The sequence below is a fragment of the Oscillatoria sp. HE19RPO genome (genome assembly GCF_024220515.1).
Lineage (GTDB): Bacteria > Cyanobacteriota > Cyanobacteriia > Cyanobacteriales > Laspinemataceae > Laspinema.
Window position 1 is genome coordinate 22266 of record NZ_JAMXOT010000099.1, and the last position, 17254, is coordinate 39519.

Here is a 17254-nt window from a genome sequence, read left to right on the forward strand (position 1 = left end):
CGCGTATTCTATCCCAAACTCTAATCCAGTCTAGAGAATGAGCTAGATTCCCTTGTGCCCTTAGAGAAAGGATTCTCCATGATCCCAGAGAATTTGTCAATCACTGACTTTTATCCACCCAGGCCGGTGCAGGGATCGCTAACCGAGAGTTTAATCTAAATTGGGCTTGTGAAAGTCATCATTTGAAGACAAAACCCCGATTCATGACAGGAAAGAGGCGATCGCTTCCCCCTAGATTCATCACGGATTGAGCCACTTAATATAACCCTTTTAAATCAAACCGTTAAGGGGAATTTATCAATAACGGGAACGAGTGTGAAGTGATAGCCTCTGGGTCCGCAGTTGCTCCAAGAGACCTGATACTGACAATCCGCTCAAAAAACGTAGAAAATTTGTCAAAAAACTCCAGTTCTCAGCAATTTCCCCCAGTCCTCACCTAAGTCCATGTTTAAGGGTTCCAAACTGGGCCATATTTTGTCCGAGGTGAGTATCTTTGAACTCAAACTAATCGTTTTCCAGGAGTTTTCCTGGAGAGAGCATGAGAGTTTAGGAGCCGTGTTTCATGCCCAAGGTTTAAGGGCTTAAAGAGTATGCAATCAACCCGATCATTCCTTGTTCATTTTAAGATTAACCGATTAACGTGAAGAAAGAATAAAGAAACCTGATTTCCTTAAAAATAAATCAGCCCCGATCGCCGATATCAACTGGGAGGATCGGGGAGGGTAAAGTAAAAGGTACTGCCTTCACCGAGGATACTTTCCACCCAGATGCGGCCTCCATGTTGATGGACGATGCGCTGACAAATAGTCAACCCTAAGCCGGTTCCCCCTTTTTGCCGGGAGTCGGAGGCATCTACCTGTTGGAAGGGGTTAAAAATCATCTCGACTTTATCCGGTGGAATGCCTCGACCGGAATCTCGGACGGCGAATAGAACCCCTTGCCATTGGGGTTGAACCGTCAGGGTAATGATACTTTGCTCGGGAGAAAATTTAATGGCATTACTGAGCAAATTGGTCAAAACCTGCTGAAGGGCATCGGGAGAGGCCCAGACGGTGGCGGTCCCGGAGGGTAAGGAGAAGCGGACGCCTTCTTTGTCAGCGATCGCCTGAACCCCTTCTACCGCTTGGGCGATCGCATGGGCCGCATCACAGCGTTCCTTGACTAATTCCAGACGACCGGACTCCAGACGCTCTAAATCCAAAATATCATTCACCAGACGCACCAAGCGATCGCTGTCGGTGAGGGCAATTTCTAACATTCGCTGCACGCGATCGGGCTTATTTTGGTACATCCCACTGGCAAGCAGGCCGATCGCCCCGCGAATCGACGTTAGAGGCGTGCGGATTTCGTGAGAAACAATCGAGATAAATTCATTTTTCATTCGCTCAATTTGACGGCGATCGCTAATGTCCCGGGCGATGGTGGAGGTCCCGATAATCGTCCCCTGACCATCTTTCACGGGAGAGATTGTCAAGGATACATCAATCGAGGTATGATCCTTTCGCATCCGCACAGTTTCATACTGTTGGACCGATTCACCCTTGGCAACTTTCTCCAGCAGCATGGTTTCCTCGCCGTGGCGATCGCTCGGTACAATCAGGGTCAAAATCCACTGCCCGATCGCCTCGGCAGCAGAGTAACCAAATAACCGTTGAGCGCTGGCATTCCAACTCACCACCGTCCCATTCAGGGTTTTGCTAAAAATCGCATCCTCCGAATCCTCGACGATCGCCGCCAGTTGAGATAAAGCCGCTTCGGTGCGCTTGCGATCGCTAATATCGCGCAAAATTGCCGTAAAAATTTGCTCTCCATCAATCTCCAACTTAGAAATCGACGCTTCTGCTGGAAACTCCGTCCCATCGGCACGAAGGGCGGTAATTTCAGTACAGGTTCCCATCGATTGTGCGCGACCCGAGGTTTCGCCAAAATTCTCGACCCGCAGACGGTGATTGCTGACAAAGCGACTCGGCATCAGCAAGTCCAAGGGTTGACCCAAAACCTCAAGAACACCATAGCCAAAAATGCGTTCTGCACCTTGATTAAACAGGGTAATCCGTTGGTTGCCATCCACGGAAATGATCCCATCTCGGGCAATTTCGACCAACCCCGCTAATCGCGCTTGAGAGGCTTGCAGGGCGCGTTCTGCGGTTTTGCGATCGGTGATATCCATTGACAATCCCGCCACTCTGACTAATTTTCCCGCCCGATCCCGAATGGGAAAAGCGCGAGAATGAATCCAGCGCAGGGAACCATCGGGGAGCAAGATCCGATATTCTTGGTTATACTCCCCGTTTAAATATTTTTGACTCATCCCCTGTTCCACTCGGGGACGGTCTTCGGGATGAATGGCATCCAGCCAGTCGTCCGGGTTGTGATACAGGGTTTCACAACGGCGACCCCAGATTTTTTCATAAGCCGCACTAATGTAGAGCACTTGTTTGCTGTTGAGATCCACACACCAGAAGACATCTCGAATATTTTCCGCCAACTGACGGAACCGAGACTCACTTTCGCGCAGGTCGGCTTCAGCTTGTTGGCGACGGGTAATATTGTTGTTTATTTCCAGCACTTGCAGGGGCTTGTGAAATTCATCGTACTGCAAGACCCAGCGCGAAGCCACGACTAATGGGGTGCCCTGGGGTGGGGTATGGGTAATTTCTCCTTCCCAGTATCCCACACCCAGGAGTTCGGCTTCGATTTCAGCAAGGGGTTGGGGAAATTGGGAGGCGAGGAGTTGGTGAGAAATTTGCCCGATCGCCTCGGATTTGGAAATGCCATACATTCGTTCCGCACCCCGGTTCCAGAAGGTGATCCGACCGTTGAGGTCTCGGGTGAGGATGGTATCGTGAGCTAACTCTAATAACTGGGCTTGTTGTTGCAGGAGTTGCTCGGTTTGCTGACGTTCGGTGAGTTCCTGTTGTAGGCGATCGGTGAGGGCGCTCAGTTGGGCGGTCCGTTCGGCGACCCGGGTTTCCAGTTCCAGATTGGTTTGTTGCAGCAGGGTTTCGGTTTGTTTGCGATCGGTGATATCCGTCGCCATACTAATCGCCACTCGTCGCCCATCGGCGAGGGTTCCCAGGGAGGCACAGGTAAACTCCCAGGTCCGGGTTTGTCCAGTTTTAGTCCTGATGGTGTATTCGGCGTTACAGATGCGTTCCTGCAAATCGTAGAGTTGGGCAATGCAGGCTTGAACGGTTTGGTAGCAGTCAGGATGAGCCTGGAGCGTCCAATCGACGAGGGTGGGAATGTCGCGATGATGGTATCCGGTGAGATCGCTCCAGGCTTGGTTGATTTGGATGACTTCCCCATCTTGGCTATGGATCATCAGAGGCAGGGGGGCCAGATGGAGGATGTTGCGAACCCGATTTTCATCCGCCAATAAAGGGGTTGAGGCCGGGGATGCCTGGGGTGCGAGGGTCTTCCCGCCCAGGCGATCGACTTCCCGGCGCAGTTCTTCGAGTTCGGCAATCAGTTGTGCTTGGCTTTTATCCCAGTCGGAAATGCCGTTCATGGCTGGTTTTCCTTTGTTTTGTGTTTGAGGGCTTCCAGTTGTTGACGAAAGCGATCGCGTTCGATCCGACTGGTAATGCGGGTGACTAATTCGGGCCCGACAATGGGTTTGCCAATAAAATCATCGGCCCCTACGGCGAATACTTGGCGCAGGGATTGAGCATCGGTATGAGCGGTGACGACTAAAATGGGCAGGTCCCCCCAGTTGGGGTCTTGGCGCACCACTTGACAGAGGTCTATGCCATTAAATTTTGGCATTTCTAGATCCAAAATCAGTAGGTCCGGGGCGACTGCGGTCAAAATCTCCCAAAATTTTTCAGGATTGTCGAGGGTGGTGACTTCGAGTCCCCAGGGTTGCAGGAGTTCTTTCATGACGGCGAGGGCGGCAGGGTCGTCATCGACGATCAGGACTTTGGCTTCTGGGGTGGCTTTGGGGGGGAGGACTTGGGCGATCGCTTTAAAAATTTGGTCGCTGTCGGCGGGTTTGAGCAAAAATCCTCGTCCCCCACACCGGGAAACGGCGACGCGATCGGCGAGGTTATCCAGGGCGGTAAAGACGAGTATCGGCAGGGTGGGAAATTGGTGGGCGACTTCCTGCAACCATCGCAGTCCGGCTTTTTCCCCGGGAGAGGTGCGGGTTTCGGGACAGGCGATATCCAGGAGGATCAGGTCCGGGGTTGTCTGGGCGATCGCGTTTCGCGCTGCGCTGACGGTGAGGGCGCTTTCGACCCCCATTCCCAGGTTGGCCGCTTGGGCGTTGAGGACACTGGCGATCGCCGGGTCGGAGTCAACGACTAGCAGGGTCCGCACTTTGGCTGGGGAGGGGATTTCGAGGCTGATCTCGGTGGGGGGTTTGGTCAGTTCTTCGCTTAACGCTTGGGTTAGTTGCTCCAACTGCTGGGTTTCGGCAGTCCCTAGGGGAGTTTGTGACATCAGCAGGTATTCAATTTTCCGAGCCAAGTTGGAGCCTTCTAAATAGCCAAAAGGACCCAATGACCCGGCCAGTTTATGGGCGTCCTGGATGGCTCGTTCCTGAAGTTCGTCGGTGAGTTTCCCCGCAGCGAGGGCGTTGTAGGTTTGCCGTAAGAGGGCAATTTGTTGGTTTAACCGGGGTCGATATTTTTCCAGAATCTGGGCAATGGAGGCGATCGCTTGTAATTTTTTGCCCGGGGTGGGAGTCTTGGACCCGGGGGCAGTTTCGGTTTCGGGGGTCTCGGGATTGGGTTCCGTGGCGGGTTTGAGTCGATACCCGAGTCCATACACGGTTTCAATGGGGTCGTTGTCAATGCCAATGGCTTTGAATTTCTGCCGCAGGTCTTTAATATGAACGGTTACGGCATTTTCGGTGGGGGAATCATCAAAGGACCAAAGGCGATCGATAATGGCGCTGCGACTAAAGACCCGTTGCGGATTTCGCAAAAACAGTTCCAAAAGCTTATATTCTGTGGCGGTCACCCCCAAGGGTTGCCCATTCCAGGTGACTTCCCCAGAGACGGGGTTTAAGCACAAGTCTAACCAAGTTAGGGTCTCGGTCACTGGGGTTGTCCCCCGTCGTAGCAAGGCCCGAATCCGCGCCATCAGTTCGGAGAGATTATAGGGTTTGACCACATAATCATCCGCCCCCGCATCCAACCCGGTGACAATATCCTGGGGAGAGTCTTTCGCCGTCAGCAGCAGGATGGGTTTTTGATACCCTTGTTCCCGCAGTTTCCGACACAAGCTGATACCATCGAGTTTAGGAATTACTAAGTCGAGTAAAATCAGGTCGCATTCCAACATGGTTGCGAGTTCTAGGGCTGTTTCCCCATCGGCGGCGGCTTCTACGCTATAGTTTTGCTTTCTTAAGGCAACGGAAAGCGCGGCACTGGCCGGTTCGTCATCTTCAACTAGAATAATTTTCATGATTCTAAAGATTTGTATTAGTGGCTATGTCATGGGGTTCCGATCTCACCGTCTCCTCATACAAATGGTCTGGGTATAGGGCAAGTTTTTTGTTTTAGCTCAATTTTACTCCAGGGATGACCGCGCTTTTGCTCCTGTTTACAAAAAGTATAATTTCCGAAGGATTTTTCTAGGCCGATCGCCGGGTAAACGGGGCTTGCAGGTCCAAGCCGATCTGAATTAGAATGGCGGTAGTCTATCTCTCTGTTTTCCCGCTATGGGCATTCAAGTTAAACAGCTTTATCGCGCCTTTCAACTTTACCAGAATTCCGGGAAATTAGGGGATTTTGCTCTGTTAAAGGCTGATGCTTTGGGTGCCCAAGCTAATCCGAATTTGGCCCCCAAACTGGCAGCGGTCACGGGATACTATCCCGAGATTAATGTCGAACACTTGTTACAATATCCCCCCGGTACTTTCGGACGCGAATATGCCGAACATCTCACAAAAAATTGCCTCAAACCCTTTAATGTCAGCCCCGAATTCGATGCGATCGCCCAACGCAATGTTTTCGCCCTCCGTTATGCGGTAACTCACGATATTTTCCACTGTTTGCTGGGCTTTGATACCAGTTATGCCGGAGAAATAGGCGTTTTAGCCTTTGCTGCGGCGCAAAATTATAGTCCCTCCCTGAAGGTGAGTCTCACGTTCGCTAAAATTTTCTATCCGCTGTTAGCACCTCGACAGCGCGGGGCGATCGGGGCTAATCTAGCTAAAGGACAAGAACTGGGAAAACAGGCTGATTTTTTACTCGGTTATCGGTTTGAAGACCATTGGCACGAACCAGTCGCCCAGGTGCGACAGCGCTTAGGATTACCGGCAACTGTTGAGCAGAGTTAACGAGAACACCTTGGCGATCGCAGCATTAAAGGTTAACGTATGGCGTTTCTAATTCTTAAATTTTTCTGGATTTTTTATCTCGCATTGCGAAAAAATGTAACAATTAATCCTTTTTTTTAGAAAATTTGATTACAATAAAGTCAAATCAGCGAGTCCCCATTCCCCCCTAAATTTATCCCGATAATAGAGGGATATTCCAGTTGGAATGGCGGACTAGGATTTAGAGGTTTTAGGCGTTCATGCCTATGCACCTTTCCTAAAAACCGGATTGCCGATGAGTCGTGAAGAATTACCCATTGATTCACAACCCATCCCTCAATCCCATGTCGTTCGTTTGATCAGTAGAGGTTGTTTTATGTCATCTGATAACCAAACCGTGCCCCATCTGCATACTCAAAAGGAAGTAGAAGAGGCCGTCAAGGAGTATAAAAGTAGCGACCTCAGCGGGACTGAGTTAATGCCTTTATGGCAAGCGATTCACGATGCCTCGTTGGACCTCGCCGGAACTAAAGCTGTTGAAACCGAGGACGAAGTGCCCGGTGAGGATAGTTACTAAGGCAAATTTAGTAGAGTAGAGGTGACTGCACTCAATTCTCCCCCCAATATCCCGGTGGGGATGCCGCCGATGCTGAACTTGCGATCGCAGTTCCCTTCGGCGGCACAAGGGTTTTCCGGACTAGCACCGTCAAGGTAATCAATTTAATCACCCCAAAGAGTTATCTAATGTAGCCGCGCTTCGAGAAGCGCCTATCCAGGCAATAAAATTAATCACCCCAAACAGTAATGAAATGTAGCCGCGCTTCGAGAAGCGCCTGTCTAGGTGATAAAATTAATCACCCCAAACAGTAATGAAATGTAGCCGCGCTTCGAGAAGCGCCTGTCCCGGTAATAAAATTAATCACCCCGAATCGTGATTTCATGTAGAGGCGCTTCCCGAAGCGCCCCTACAAATAAACCTTGACAGGGCTAGGTTTTCCGGATTTACGGTAAATCCGTATTTCCCATCAGGTAGCGATCGCACTCCCGCGCCACCCCACGACCTTCATTAATCGCCCAAACCACCAGACTCTGACCCCGACGACAATCTCCTGCCGCAAACACCCCGGGAAGACTGGTTGTATAGTTTTCATGCTCCGCTTTCACATTGCTGCGGCCATCCCGTTCCAATCCCAAGGAATCTAATAACGGCTGTTCGGGACCCAAAAATCCCATCGCCAACAGCACCAACTGAGTCGGAACCACCTTCTGCGTACCCGGAACCGGCTTCGGTGTATAGCGACCTTGTTCATCCTTGAGCCATTCTACCACCACTGTATGCACAGCTTTCACCCGGCCTTTATCATCGCCCTCAAACTTCGTGGCAGTCGTGGTATAAACCCGAGGGTCAGCCCCAAATTTCGCCGCCGCCTCTTCCTGACCATAATCTAACTTATACACCTTCGGCCATTCGGGCCAAGGATTGTTAGATGCCCGAGTTTCTGGGGGTTTCGGCAGAATTTCCAACTGCACCACACTGTTGCATCCATGACGCACAGAGGTTCCCACACAGTCGGTTCCGGTATCCCCACCCCCGATAATCACCACATCTTTGCCTTCAGCAGAAATAAAGCTGCCGTTTTTGTGTCGGTCTAAAACCGCTTTGGTATTCCCGGTGAGGAAGTCCATCGCGAAGTAAATTCCCTGTAAATCGCGCCCTTCAATGGGTAAATCCCGGGGTTTGGTTGCGCCAGTACAGAGAATCACCGCATCATGCTCCTGCATCAGTTGTTGCGCCGTGATATCTTTGCCGACTTCTGTATTACAGACAAATTTCACCCCTTCATCTTCCAGGAGTTTAATCCGGCGTAATACCACTTGTTCCTTATCCAGCTTCATGTTAGGAATGCCATACATCAGCAATCCACCGGGGCGATCGGCCCTTTCATACACAGTAACCTGATGTCCCACCCGGTTCAACTGTGCTGCTGCCGCTAATCCCGCAGGACCGGAACCGATCACCGCAACTGTTTTACCCGTGCGTTTTTCCGGGAGTTCTGGGGTAATCCATCCCTCATCCCATCCTTTATCGGCGATGGTATTTTCAATATTTTTAATCGTCACCGCAGGGTTAGTAATCCCTAGGACGCAGGACCCTTCACAAGGGGCGGGACAGACTCGACCCGTGAATTCTGGGAAATTGTTCGTTTTGTGGAGGCGATCGAGCGCTTCATGCCACAAACCCCGATACACCAGGTCATTCCATTCTGGGATCAGGTTATTCACCGGACAACCGCTTGCCATCCCACCGATCAAAGTGCCGGTATGACAAAACGGAGTACCACAATCCATACAACGCGCCGCCTGGGTGCGTAGCTTGTCCTCCTCCATGTGTAGGTGGAACTCGTCCCAGTTACCAATGCGATCGAGGGGATTTAGTTCAGACGGTAATTCGCGCAGGAATTCAATAAAGCCAGTGGGTTTTCCCATTCTTAGTGTCCTCTGTTCAAGATACGGTGGTTGCAGTTAAATGGCGGGATCATGCAGATGGTCAAAACTGTACAAGCGATCGCTGACAAGCCGTTTGATTCTACAGATTTGCCGTATTTTATCATTGCCTTCATTGAAAGTGAATATCGAATTGTTAAGCAAGGCCCTATAGATTCCCTGGGAAAAAATCCAGCCAATCCTCATCCCAAGCGGATTCTCTACCCCTCCCCCCGGCAACTCTCCCCGGATTCCAAATGTTATCATTTTCCAACATTTTCCCCCTCCCGAGGGCATCATCCAACTGGGTTGAGGGGCAGATGGATTGGGTTTATCGCCAAATTCTGAGCTTTGAGGCAGGGGGGCGATCGCAATTGAACTCTATCTAACCCAGAGCCTCCCCAATTAACACTCTTAGTATAACCGATTTCTCCTGCCCTAGCTTGCCTCAATCCTCTCCCTTACCCAAGCGCGAAACGCCTTGATTGCTTTATTTCTCCCTTCAACTTTACTTTGCTCTAAATACTGAGGAATCACCTCATTCAAAGGCAAACCAGGGAAATGAGGACTTTCATTCACCTGGACATATTGCCCCCCTTGCAACACATTAATTTCCAACCTCGTCCCGTCAAACCGCCAGAGTTCCTTTACCCCTAATGCTTGATAATTATTAAACCGCGATCGAGCCGTTATATCAATTTCAATCGCTAAATCCGGCGGCGGATCTACCGTTAAATCAATCCGCTTTTTACCCCGAATAGCTGCCTCATTTTCAATATAGAAACAGTCATCGGCTTCTACCCCTTGTTGCATCCCCGCATTTTTAAATGTCGTAGATCCTAAACTCCAAAAATCTAAATCTTGTTCCTCCATCAAAATTTTAACTAAATCGCCAATCATTACTTTATTGGCCTCATGTTCCGGCAATGGCACCATAACTTCTAAAACCCCCTGACTATAATTAATCCGCACATCCGGGCTTTCAGCATATTCCTCTAACAGTTGTTCATACATCGGCCAACTAACATCAGTCATCAGGAGTTGTCCACCCGGTGAGACTCGGATTTGTTTAAGTTGAACTTGCATAGTTCCCTCCAATAGAATGGATCATTTTAACTTAGGTTGTGGTCTTAAATCGTTATTTTAGCTTAACCTCGGCCCCTCAGTTTATCTTGAGAAGTGGCCGATCGCCCCACAACCTTAAAAAGGCGATCGCCTGTCGTCCATGCCGCCTCTAATGTACTCATTTTACTCGTTCCCAGGCTCTGCGGTGGGAATGCCAAATTGGAGGCTCTGCCTCCTAATAAACCACTCCCCATCCTAACAGCAGCACATCAATTGTATCAAATAATCAATAATTCTCCCAAGTTTTCCCCATCAATTTACGAGCTAAATCCGCCGCATCAATGACATTTAAGTGACTAATATCAAAGTATTGTTTACTACTTTGCATCCCCCCGGGACTTGCTTTCACAAAATCCGTGGGATGTAAATCTGCCAAAATAAACACTCGTGCCGGATACCAGGAGTTATCGATTTGACTGCGACGACTTCTTGCCATTTCCACTAACTCCAAGTCAGATTTATCGATGTTTTTCCATTTAATCGAAAAAGTCTCTTCAGACTCTAAATCCACAACCGCCTCAATCTTGGCAATTTGCTCAACTCCCTTGTTGCGGTACATCCCAAAGTAAAGACTGCGGCGATGATTGTAACTCCCGTCAGTGGCGGGACAAACGTAAATTTGATGTTGGACGACATCATCGAAGGAGACTCGACAATTTACGACATCCAGATGGTATTTCCAAGAGGGGAGTAAATTTTCTTCATTCATGTATTCTTCCAAATCTGCGATCGCATCCACCAGATTTTTCGGTAAATAGCTGAGTTTCAACGCTTGCAGGAACTGCTCAAAACTAACGGGTGCAAATGCCACCCCCATTTCCTCTGCAAGGCGATCGATATCCTGAAACGCTTCCGGGTTGGGTTCTTCCCATTCAAAGTTACCCAAAGCCATCAACACCTTAATTCCCGCCTGTTCTTTCATCGGCTCAAGATGGCGGCTCAATTGCTCTAAATTAAACCGATTATCCCGTTTAGTTTCGATAACAATTGAGAAAGCCTCTTGACTGATTGTGCCATCGGGGACACTTTTTTTACCTCGGTTTTGTTGGCTAAACTTGACCCCAACTGCTCCCGATAAGCGTTCACCCAATAAGGTGCTCAAGACTTCGGATAAAAATTTAGGATTTTCTTCGTAAAGCAACTTAAGAATCAGCAAGCAGTAGTTCGTCGTCTGGTTTTCCCGTTGGATATAGTTAGAAAACAGCCGGATATTTTTGCTCATTTAAAGAATTTCCATGATTAATATTCTCACCGGAGGAAAATAGCATTGTCCTCTCCTCTCCTCTCCAGCTTGAATGTAAAGCCTTATTTATTTTACTGTATATTGTTACCGTTTTTGACCGATAATCTGTTTTTTATTGAATAAAATTCTGGATGAAAAGAGGAGACGGAGCCTCTAATGCAGAGGGTATGCTAGGGATGTTGAATCAGGAACGCTGCTACAATGACCCATGATTTTTGTACCATAAAACCGCCACAGTTCTTCCCCCAATAAAATCGATCAGGTTAACGAGAGGGTTAGTTTTCAATCGTTTGTAAAAACTCTTCCGGTGTCAGTATTTTTATATCCTCAAAAGGGTTTAAAACTAATAAATCGCGATCGCCACTAATGATATATTCAGCTTCTCCACTCAAAGCAAGTTCTAAAATATGGTTATCTTTTGGATCGCGACACACTTCAACAGTTTGAACATTTTCCACTAACCTCGAACATTCAATCAGTTTATCTAAAAACGCTTCTCGTTCTTCCGGGGTAAGATATCGATTAAATTTTTTCCGCCCCAAAACTTGAGTCAATTCTTCTAATAGCTCCACAGACAATAGAATTTCTCCATGCTGTAGAGCATATCTCAAAGATTGAGAGGGTTTTCCTCTTTCAAACAACAAAGCGCTGACAATGACATTAGTATCAAAGACATAGCGAATATTACTCATCATTTAAAATAGAGTCCAATATTTCCGGAGTCAACCCTCTTTCTTGGGCTTTGCTGCTAATCTCGCTCATCAGTTCTTCTAAACTTTGTTTTGAGCGAGTTGCTTCAGTTAACTTTAAACTCAGCAATACCTCTAACTTCCGTTGCTGTTCTTCGGAGGCATTTTCAAAGATTCGGGCAGCTTCGGCATTAACGCGAATGGTAATTGTTTTAGTTTCCATTGCAAGTTTTTGTTTGATTTCTACTGATGTACTAGCGTTTAAATCAAGATGCAATTTATTGAGAACTTCGGTAAGTTGAGCGGCAGAGACTGGAGTCTATAAACTCGTACTAAACTCAGAAACCGGAGTTTCTATCACTCGCTTAGGTTTTTCTGGTCCCCCAATCATTTGCTGAATTCGCTCTACTGTCTCAGGAGAAAACAACGATTCCCCCGTTTCTTCACAAACTCGGGCGGGGACATTTTTAATCATAAAAAATTTGCCATTCACCTCTAAAGTGTAAGTCACCCTTTTTTCTATCATCGATAAAATCCCGCAATTCATCTCTCCGTGAAAATCTGTGTAATCAGTGGTTCATCCCTCCACAAATCAAAAGAGGGTGGGCAACTGCCCACCCTCCTATTATCTCCTAACTACCCCCAATCCGGGCCACATCTCGGGCATTCTGTTCAAACGCTGCATCCAAGGCATCATCGCCGCTTAAACCGGACGCTAATGCACTTTCCAACGCTTGCAACACCCGCTTGTAATCCCGTGGCATTACTTTGACAAACTTAGGTAGCATTTCCTCCCAGTTTGCCAACACTGCTGCCGCTTTCGGACTGTTGGTATAATCCGCGTGTTTCTGGATCATCTCCCGGACGATCGCAATTTCACTCGGTTCTTCCAACTTCTCCATATCCGCCATCTGCGTATTACACCGGGTGGCGAAATCTCCCGATTCATCCAGGATGTAGGCAACTCCGCCACTCATCCCTGCTGCAAAGTTCCGTCCGGCAGGTCCAATCACGACGACTTTACCGCCGGTCATATACTCACATCCGTGGTCCCCGACGCCTTCGACAACAGCATGAACCCCGGAGTTGCGGACGGCGAACCGTTCCCCGGCAATCCCCGACAGATAAAGTTCCCCACTGGTTGCACCATAGAGGGCGACGTTACCCGCGATGATGTTCTCATGGGGGACGAGGGTCGATTTCTTGGACGGATAAACGATAATTTTACCGCCGCTGAGTCCTTTGCCGATGTAGTCGTTGCCGTCGCCTTCCAGTTCTAGGGTGACTCCTTTGGGTACAAAGGCCCCAAAACTTTGTCCAGCACTTCCTTGGAAATGCAGGTGAATCGTGCCGTCTGGCAATCCATCCCAATGTTTCTTGGTGATTTCGTTGCCGAGAATGGTGCCGACGACTCGGTTGATATTGGTAATCGGCAGGGTTGCTTTGACTTTTTCGCCGTTTTCGATCGCACCTTTGCACAGATCCAGCAACACGGTCATATCCAAGGATTTCTCTAATCCGTGGTCCTGTGCCATCTGGCAATACCGACCGACTTCCGGACCCACTTCCGGTTGATACAGAATGTTAGAAAGGTCAATTCCTTTCGCTTTCCAGTGGTCCACTGCCTTCTTCGGTTCCAGTAAGTCAGTCCGTCCCACCATTTCATTCAGGGTCCGGAACCCAAGCTGGGCCATGATTTCCCGAAGTTCTTGGGCGATGAATTTCATGAAGTTGGCCGCATATTCTGGGTCTCCCATGAATTTGGCCCGCAGTTCGGGATTTTGGGTAGCAATCCCCACGGGACAGGTGTTTTTATGGCAGACACGCATCATAATACAGCCCAAGGTGACCAAAGGTGCGGTGGAAAATCCGTATTCTTCGGCACCGAGTAAGGCAGCGATCGCCACGTCTCGTCCTGTCTTCATCTGTCCATCAGTTTCCACCACAATCCGACTCCGCAGATTGTTTAAAACCAGGGTTTGATGGGTTTCCGCTAACCCTAACTCCCAGGGTAAACCGGCGTGTTTAATCGAGGTTTGGGGGGATGCACCTGTACCGCCATCAAATCCAGAGACGAGCACCACATCCGCGTGTGCTTTGGCAACTCCAGCAGCGATGGTTCCCACACCGACTTCCGAGACTAACTTGACGTTAACTCGGGCGTTGCGGTTAGCATTTTTGAGGTCATGAATCAACTCCGCCAAGTCTTCGATGGAGTAGATATCATGGTGAGGCGGGGGCGAAATCAACCCGACTCCTGGGGTGGAGTGGCGCACTTTGGCAATCCAGGGATAGACTTTCAGTCCGGGTAATTGTCCCCCTTCCCCGGGTTTAGCACCTTGGGCCATTTTGATTTGAAGTTCCTTCGCCTGAGACAGGTATAAGCTGGTAACGCCAAACCGTCCGGAAGCAACCTGCTTGATGGCACTATTTTTGGAGTCGCCCTGTTCGTTAGTCCAAGTATAACGGTCCGGGTCCTCGCCACCTTCGCCGGTGTTGGATTTGCCACCGACTCGGTTCATGGCGATCGCCAAGGATTCGTGCGCCTCTTTGGAAATCGAACCATAGCTCATCGCGCCGGTTTTAAACCGTTTCATGATGCTCTCAATCGGTTCTACTTCTTCTAAGGGAATCGATTCCTGTGCCTTAAACTTCAGCAATCCGCGCAAGGTGAAGAACTTCTGATTTTGTTCATTCACTTTCGCCGCATACTTCTTATAGAGTTCGTAATTGCCCTCACGAGTTGCTTGTTGCAAGGCGTGAATGATTTCCGGACTCAATAAGTGAGCTTCTCCATCTTTGCGCCATTGGTATTCGCCACCAACATCTAAAGTATGACCATTGGCATCGCGATCGGGGAAGGCGTGAGAATGACGCATGATGGTTTCATTGGCGATCTCCTCTAAATCCACCCCTTCAATCCGGGAAGCAGTCCAGGTAAAGTACCGACTAATCACCGACTGATTCAACCCGATCGCCTCGAAAATCTGGGCACCGCGATAGCTTTGAATCGTCGAAATTCCAATCTTAGAGGCAATTTTCACCACCCCTTTGGTCACCGCTTTGATGTAATTCTTGACAGCGGTTTTATACTCCACATTCACGAGTAATTTCTCGCGAATCATGTCATCAATGGTTTCAAAGGCGAGATAGGGATTAATCGCCCCACAACCATACCCAATCAAGGCGGCGAAGTGATGGACTTCCCGAGGTTCGCCAGATTCCAAAACTAACCCCACCTGAGTGCGAGTGCCTTCGCGAATCAGATGGTGATGCAGTCCGGCAACTGCTAATAATGCCGGAATTGCTGCCTTGTCCTTGTTCGTGCCGCGATCGCTGAGGATGAGGATAGTGGTACCCGAGGCGATCGCCTCCGTTGCCTGGGCAAAAATTGCTTCCAGGGCCGCTTCCAATCCCTTCACCCCGGTAGTCGGGTCAAATAACATCGGAATGGTTGTGGATTTAAACTCCCCTTCATTGACTGCCTTGAGTTTTGCCAAGTCTTTATCAGTGAGAACTGGAGTTTTTAACTCAATTAAATTGCAGCTTTTCGGCGTGGGTTTGAGGAGATTTCGTTCCGCCCCAATGGTGGTTTCTGCCGAGGTGACAATTTCCTCCCGAATTGAGTCAATCGGGGGATTTGTCACTTGGGCAAACAGTTGTTGGAAATAGTCATACAGCAATTTCGGGCGATCGCTTAACACCGCCAACGGCGTATCCGTTCCCATCGACCCGATCGCCTCCACCCCATTGGTCGCCATTGGCGTCATCAACAGGCGCAATTCCTCAAAGGTGTACCCGAACGCCATTTGTCGTTGAATCAACAGCACCGGGTCAATTTTTCCCCATTCAGGAGCCTCTTTCAGTTGAGAAAGGGCGACCAAATTCTCATCAATCCACTGTTGATAGGGATGTTCATTGACAATTTGGGTTTTGATTTCTTCATCGGAAATAATCCGACCCTGTTTCATATCAACCAGGAACATCCGACCCGGTTGCAGGCGACCTTTATAGGCCACTCGTTCCGGTTCAATCGGTAACACCCCAGCTTCCGAGGCCATAATCACTAAATCATCCTTAGTGACGTAATAGCGAGAGGGACGTAACCCATTGCGATCGAGGACTGCCCCCATCATCGTGCCATCGGTAAAGGCGATCGAGGCCGGACCATCCCAGGGTTCCATTAAGCAAGAATGGTACTTGTAGAACGCCTTTTTCTCCGGACTCATGGACTCATGGGCGGTCCAGGGTTCGGGAATCATCATCATCACCGCATGAGGCAAGGACCGCCCAGACAGGAACAGCATTTCCAAGGCATTATCAAAAATGGCCGAATCGCTGCCTTCTAAGTCAATCACCGGATGCAGCTTTTTCAGGTCCTCGCCAAACAGTTCCGACTCAAACAGGGACTCCCGGGCGTGCATCCAGTTGATATTGCCCCGCAAAGTATTGATTTCCCCATTATGGGCAATGTAGCGATAGGGGTGGGACCGTTCCCAACTGGGGAAAGTGTTGGTACTGAAGCGGGAATGCACCAGGGCCAAAGCACTCTCCATTGTCTCATCATGGAGCTCAGGGAAATAGTCGCCCACCTGTACCGGCATTAACATCCCCTTATAAACCAGGGTGCGGCAGGAGAGACTACAAACATACCAGAACGAGTCCAGTTGACTGATATGGATTTCCCGTTCCGCCCGTTTGCGGATAACATACAGCTTGCGATCGAAGGCCAAATCATCGGTAATATTGGCACTGCGTTGGATGAACACTTGGGAAATAAAGGGTTCGCTGGATTTCGCCGTATTCCCCAAAGAGGAGTGATCCGTGGGCACATCCCGCCATCCCAGAACCTTTTGCCCTTCCTCGGCGACAATTTTTTCAAACTGCTGCCTACTTTGCTGGCGAATGGCAGGGTCCTGAGAGCAAAAAATGTTGCCCACGCCATATTCACCGGCATTTGGCAATTTGATGTTTTCTGCTGCTGCAACTTTTTTCAGAAACGCATCCGGGACTTGGATTAAGATTCCAGCACCATCCCCCGTATTATTTTCGCAACCACAAGCACCCCGGTGGTCCAGATTGAGGAGAATGGTCAGGGCCTGTTCAACGATGGAGTGGGATTTTTGACCTTTTTGATGAACAATAAAGCCAACACCGCAGGCATCGTGTTCAAACTGAGGGTCATAGAGTCCCTGTTTTTGTGGCAGTTTTTGATGGTTCATAAATCTCGTTAAGGATGGAAAATCAGGTCAGAAAGCGCGGTCAAGATTAAAGACTCGCCGCTTTAGGATGGGCCTTGGGGGCCAGTTGTGATTCACCGTTTAGGGGTCGGAAGTACGTTGGCGATACGGGACCGAACGGGAAGCAACGGGAGGGTGGGATGGTTAACTGTTCCGTGAGTTTGGGTTTAGGGATTCTAACTTAGGTCTGATGATTTTTAGTCAA

Annotated in this window: 12 protein-coding genes; 3 read left to right on the forward strand and 9 right to left on the reverse strand. The window is 49.2% G+C overall.

Annotation, left to right across the window (positions count from 1 at the left end; translation table 11 throughout):
- Positions 1 to 700 precede the first annotated feature (700 nt).
- Entirely contained in the window at positions 701 to 3511 is a 2811-nt protein-coding gene (locus tag NG833_RS09625) for a PAS domain S-box protein (RefSeq protein ID WP_254565076.1), read from the reverse strand.
- Positions 3508 to 5412: a response regulator gene (locus NG833_RS09630; protein WP_254565077.1), complete on the reverse strand. Its 1905-nt coding sequence runs from the start codon at positions 5410 to 5412 to the stop codon at positions 3508 to 3510. Before NG833_RS09630 ends, NG833_RS09625 begins: the two co-directional genes overlap by 4 nt.
- 256 nt (positions 5413 to 5668) lie before the next feature.
- On the opposite strand from NG833_RS09630, the gene NG833_RS09635 reads away from it, so the two are divergent.
- Together NG833_RS09635 and NG833_RS09640 are read left to right on the forward strand one after the other, a co-directional pair.
- Positions 5669 to 6289, forward strand: coding sequence for a ubiquinone biosynthesis protein COQ4 (locus NG833_RS09635; RefSeq protein ID WP_254565078.1), 621 nt, complete (start codon positions 5669 to 5671; stop codon positions 6287 to 6289).
- Between the two features lie 355 nt (positions 6290 to 6644).
- Positions 6645 to 6845, forward strand: a complete 201-nt coding sequence (locus NG833_RS09640) for a hypothetical protein (RefSeq protein WP_254565079.1) — start codon at positions 6645 to 6647, stop codon at positions 6843 to 6845.
- A gap of 425 nt (positions 6846 to 7270) precedes the next feature.
- Here the strand turns inward: NG833_RS09640 and NG833_RS09645 are convergent, their stop codons facing one another.
- Positions 7271 to 8755, reverse strand: coding sequence for a glutamate synthase subunit beta (locus tag NG833_RS09645; protein ID WP_254565080.1), 1485 nt, complete (start codon positions 8753 to 8755; stop codon positions 7271 to 7273).
- A gap of 57 nt (positions 8756 to 8812) precedes the next feature.
- Here NG833_RS09645 and NG833_RS09650 point away from each other — a divergent pair, with 57 nt between their 5' ends.
- Positions 8813 to 9100 carry a hypothetical protein gene (locus NG833_RS09650; RefSeq protein ID WP_254565081.1) on the forward strand — a complete coding sequence of 96 codons (288 nt, stop codon included), beginning with the start codon at positions 8813 to 8815 and terminating at the stop codon, positions 9098 to 9100.
- Between the two features lie 90 nt (positions 9101 to 9190).
- On the opposite strand, the gene NG833_RS09655 is transcribed toward NG833_RS09650, so the two are convergent.
- The 6 genes from NG833_RS09655 to gltB all read right to left on the reverse strand — a co-directional run bounded on the left by NG833_RS09655 (position 9191) and on the right by gltB (position 17031).
- Positions 9191 to 9838 carry a Uma2 family endonuclease gene (locus NG833_RS09655; protein WP_254565082.1) on the reverse strand — a complete coding sequence of 216 codons (648 nt, stop codon included), beginning with the start codon at positions 9836 to 9838 and terminating at the stop codon, positions 9191 to 9193.
- Positions 9839 to 10103: 265 nt separating this feature from the next.
- Positions 10104 to 11099, reverse strand: a complete 996-nt coding sequence (locus NG833_RS09660; RefSeq protein WP_254565083.1) for a hypothetical protein — start codon at positions 11097 to 11099, stop codon at positions 10104 to 10106.
- Positions 11100 to 11395: 296 nt separating this feature from the next.
- The gene (locus tag NG833_RS09665) at positions 11396 to 11815 is read right to left on the reverse strand and encodes a putative toxin-antitoxin system toxin component, PIN family (RefSeq protein ID WP_254565084.1); all 420 of its coding nucleotides are present in this window, start codon (positions 11813 to 11815) and stop codon (positions 11396 to 11398) included.
- Positions 11805 to 12032, reverse strand: a complete 228-nt coding sequence (locus tag NG833_RS09670; protein ID WP_254565085.1) for a hypothetical protein — start codon at positions 12030 to 12032, stop codon at positions 11805 to 11807. The genes NG833_RS09665 and NG833_RS09670 overlap by 11 nt, the downstream gene beginning before the upstream one ends.
- Positions 12033 to 12128: 96 nt before the next feature.
- Complete coding sequence (locus NG833_RS09675) at positions 12129 to 12356, reverse strand: YgiT-type zinc finger protein (protein ID WP_256555893.1); 228 nt, start codon at positions 12354 to 12356, stop codon at positions 12129 to 12131.
- Between the two features lie 85 nt (positions 12357 to 12441).
- Positions 12442 to 17031, reverse strand: a complete 4590-nt coding sequence (gene gltB, locus NG833_RS09680; RefSeq protein WP_254565087.1) for a glutamate synthase large subunit — start codon at positions 17029 to 17031, stop codon at positions 12442 to 12444.
- Positions 17032 to 17254 lie beyond the last annotated feature (223 nt).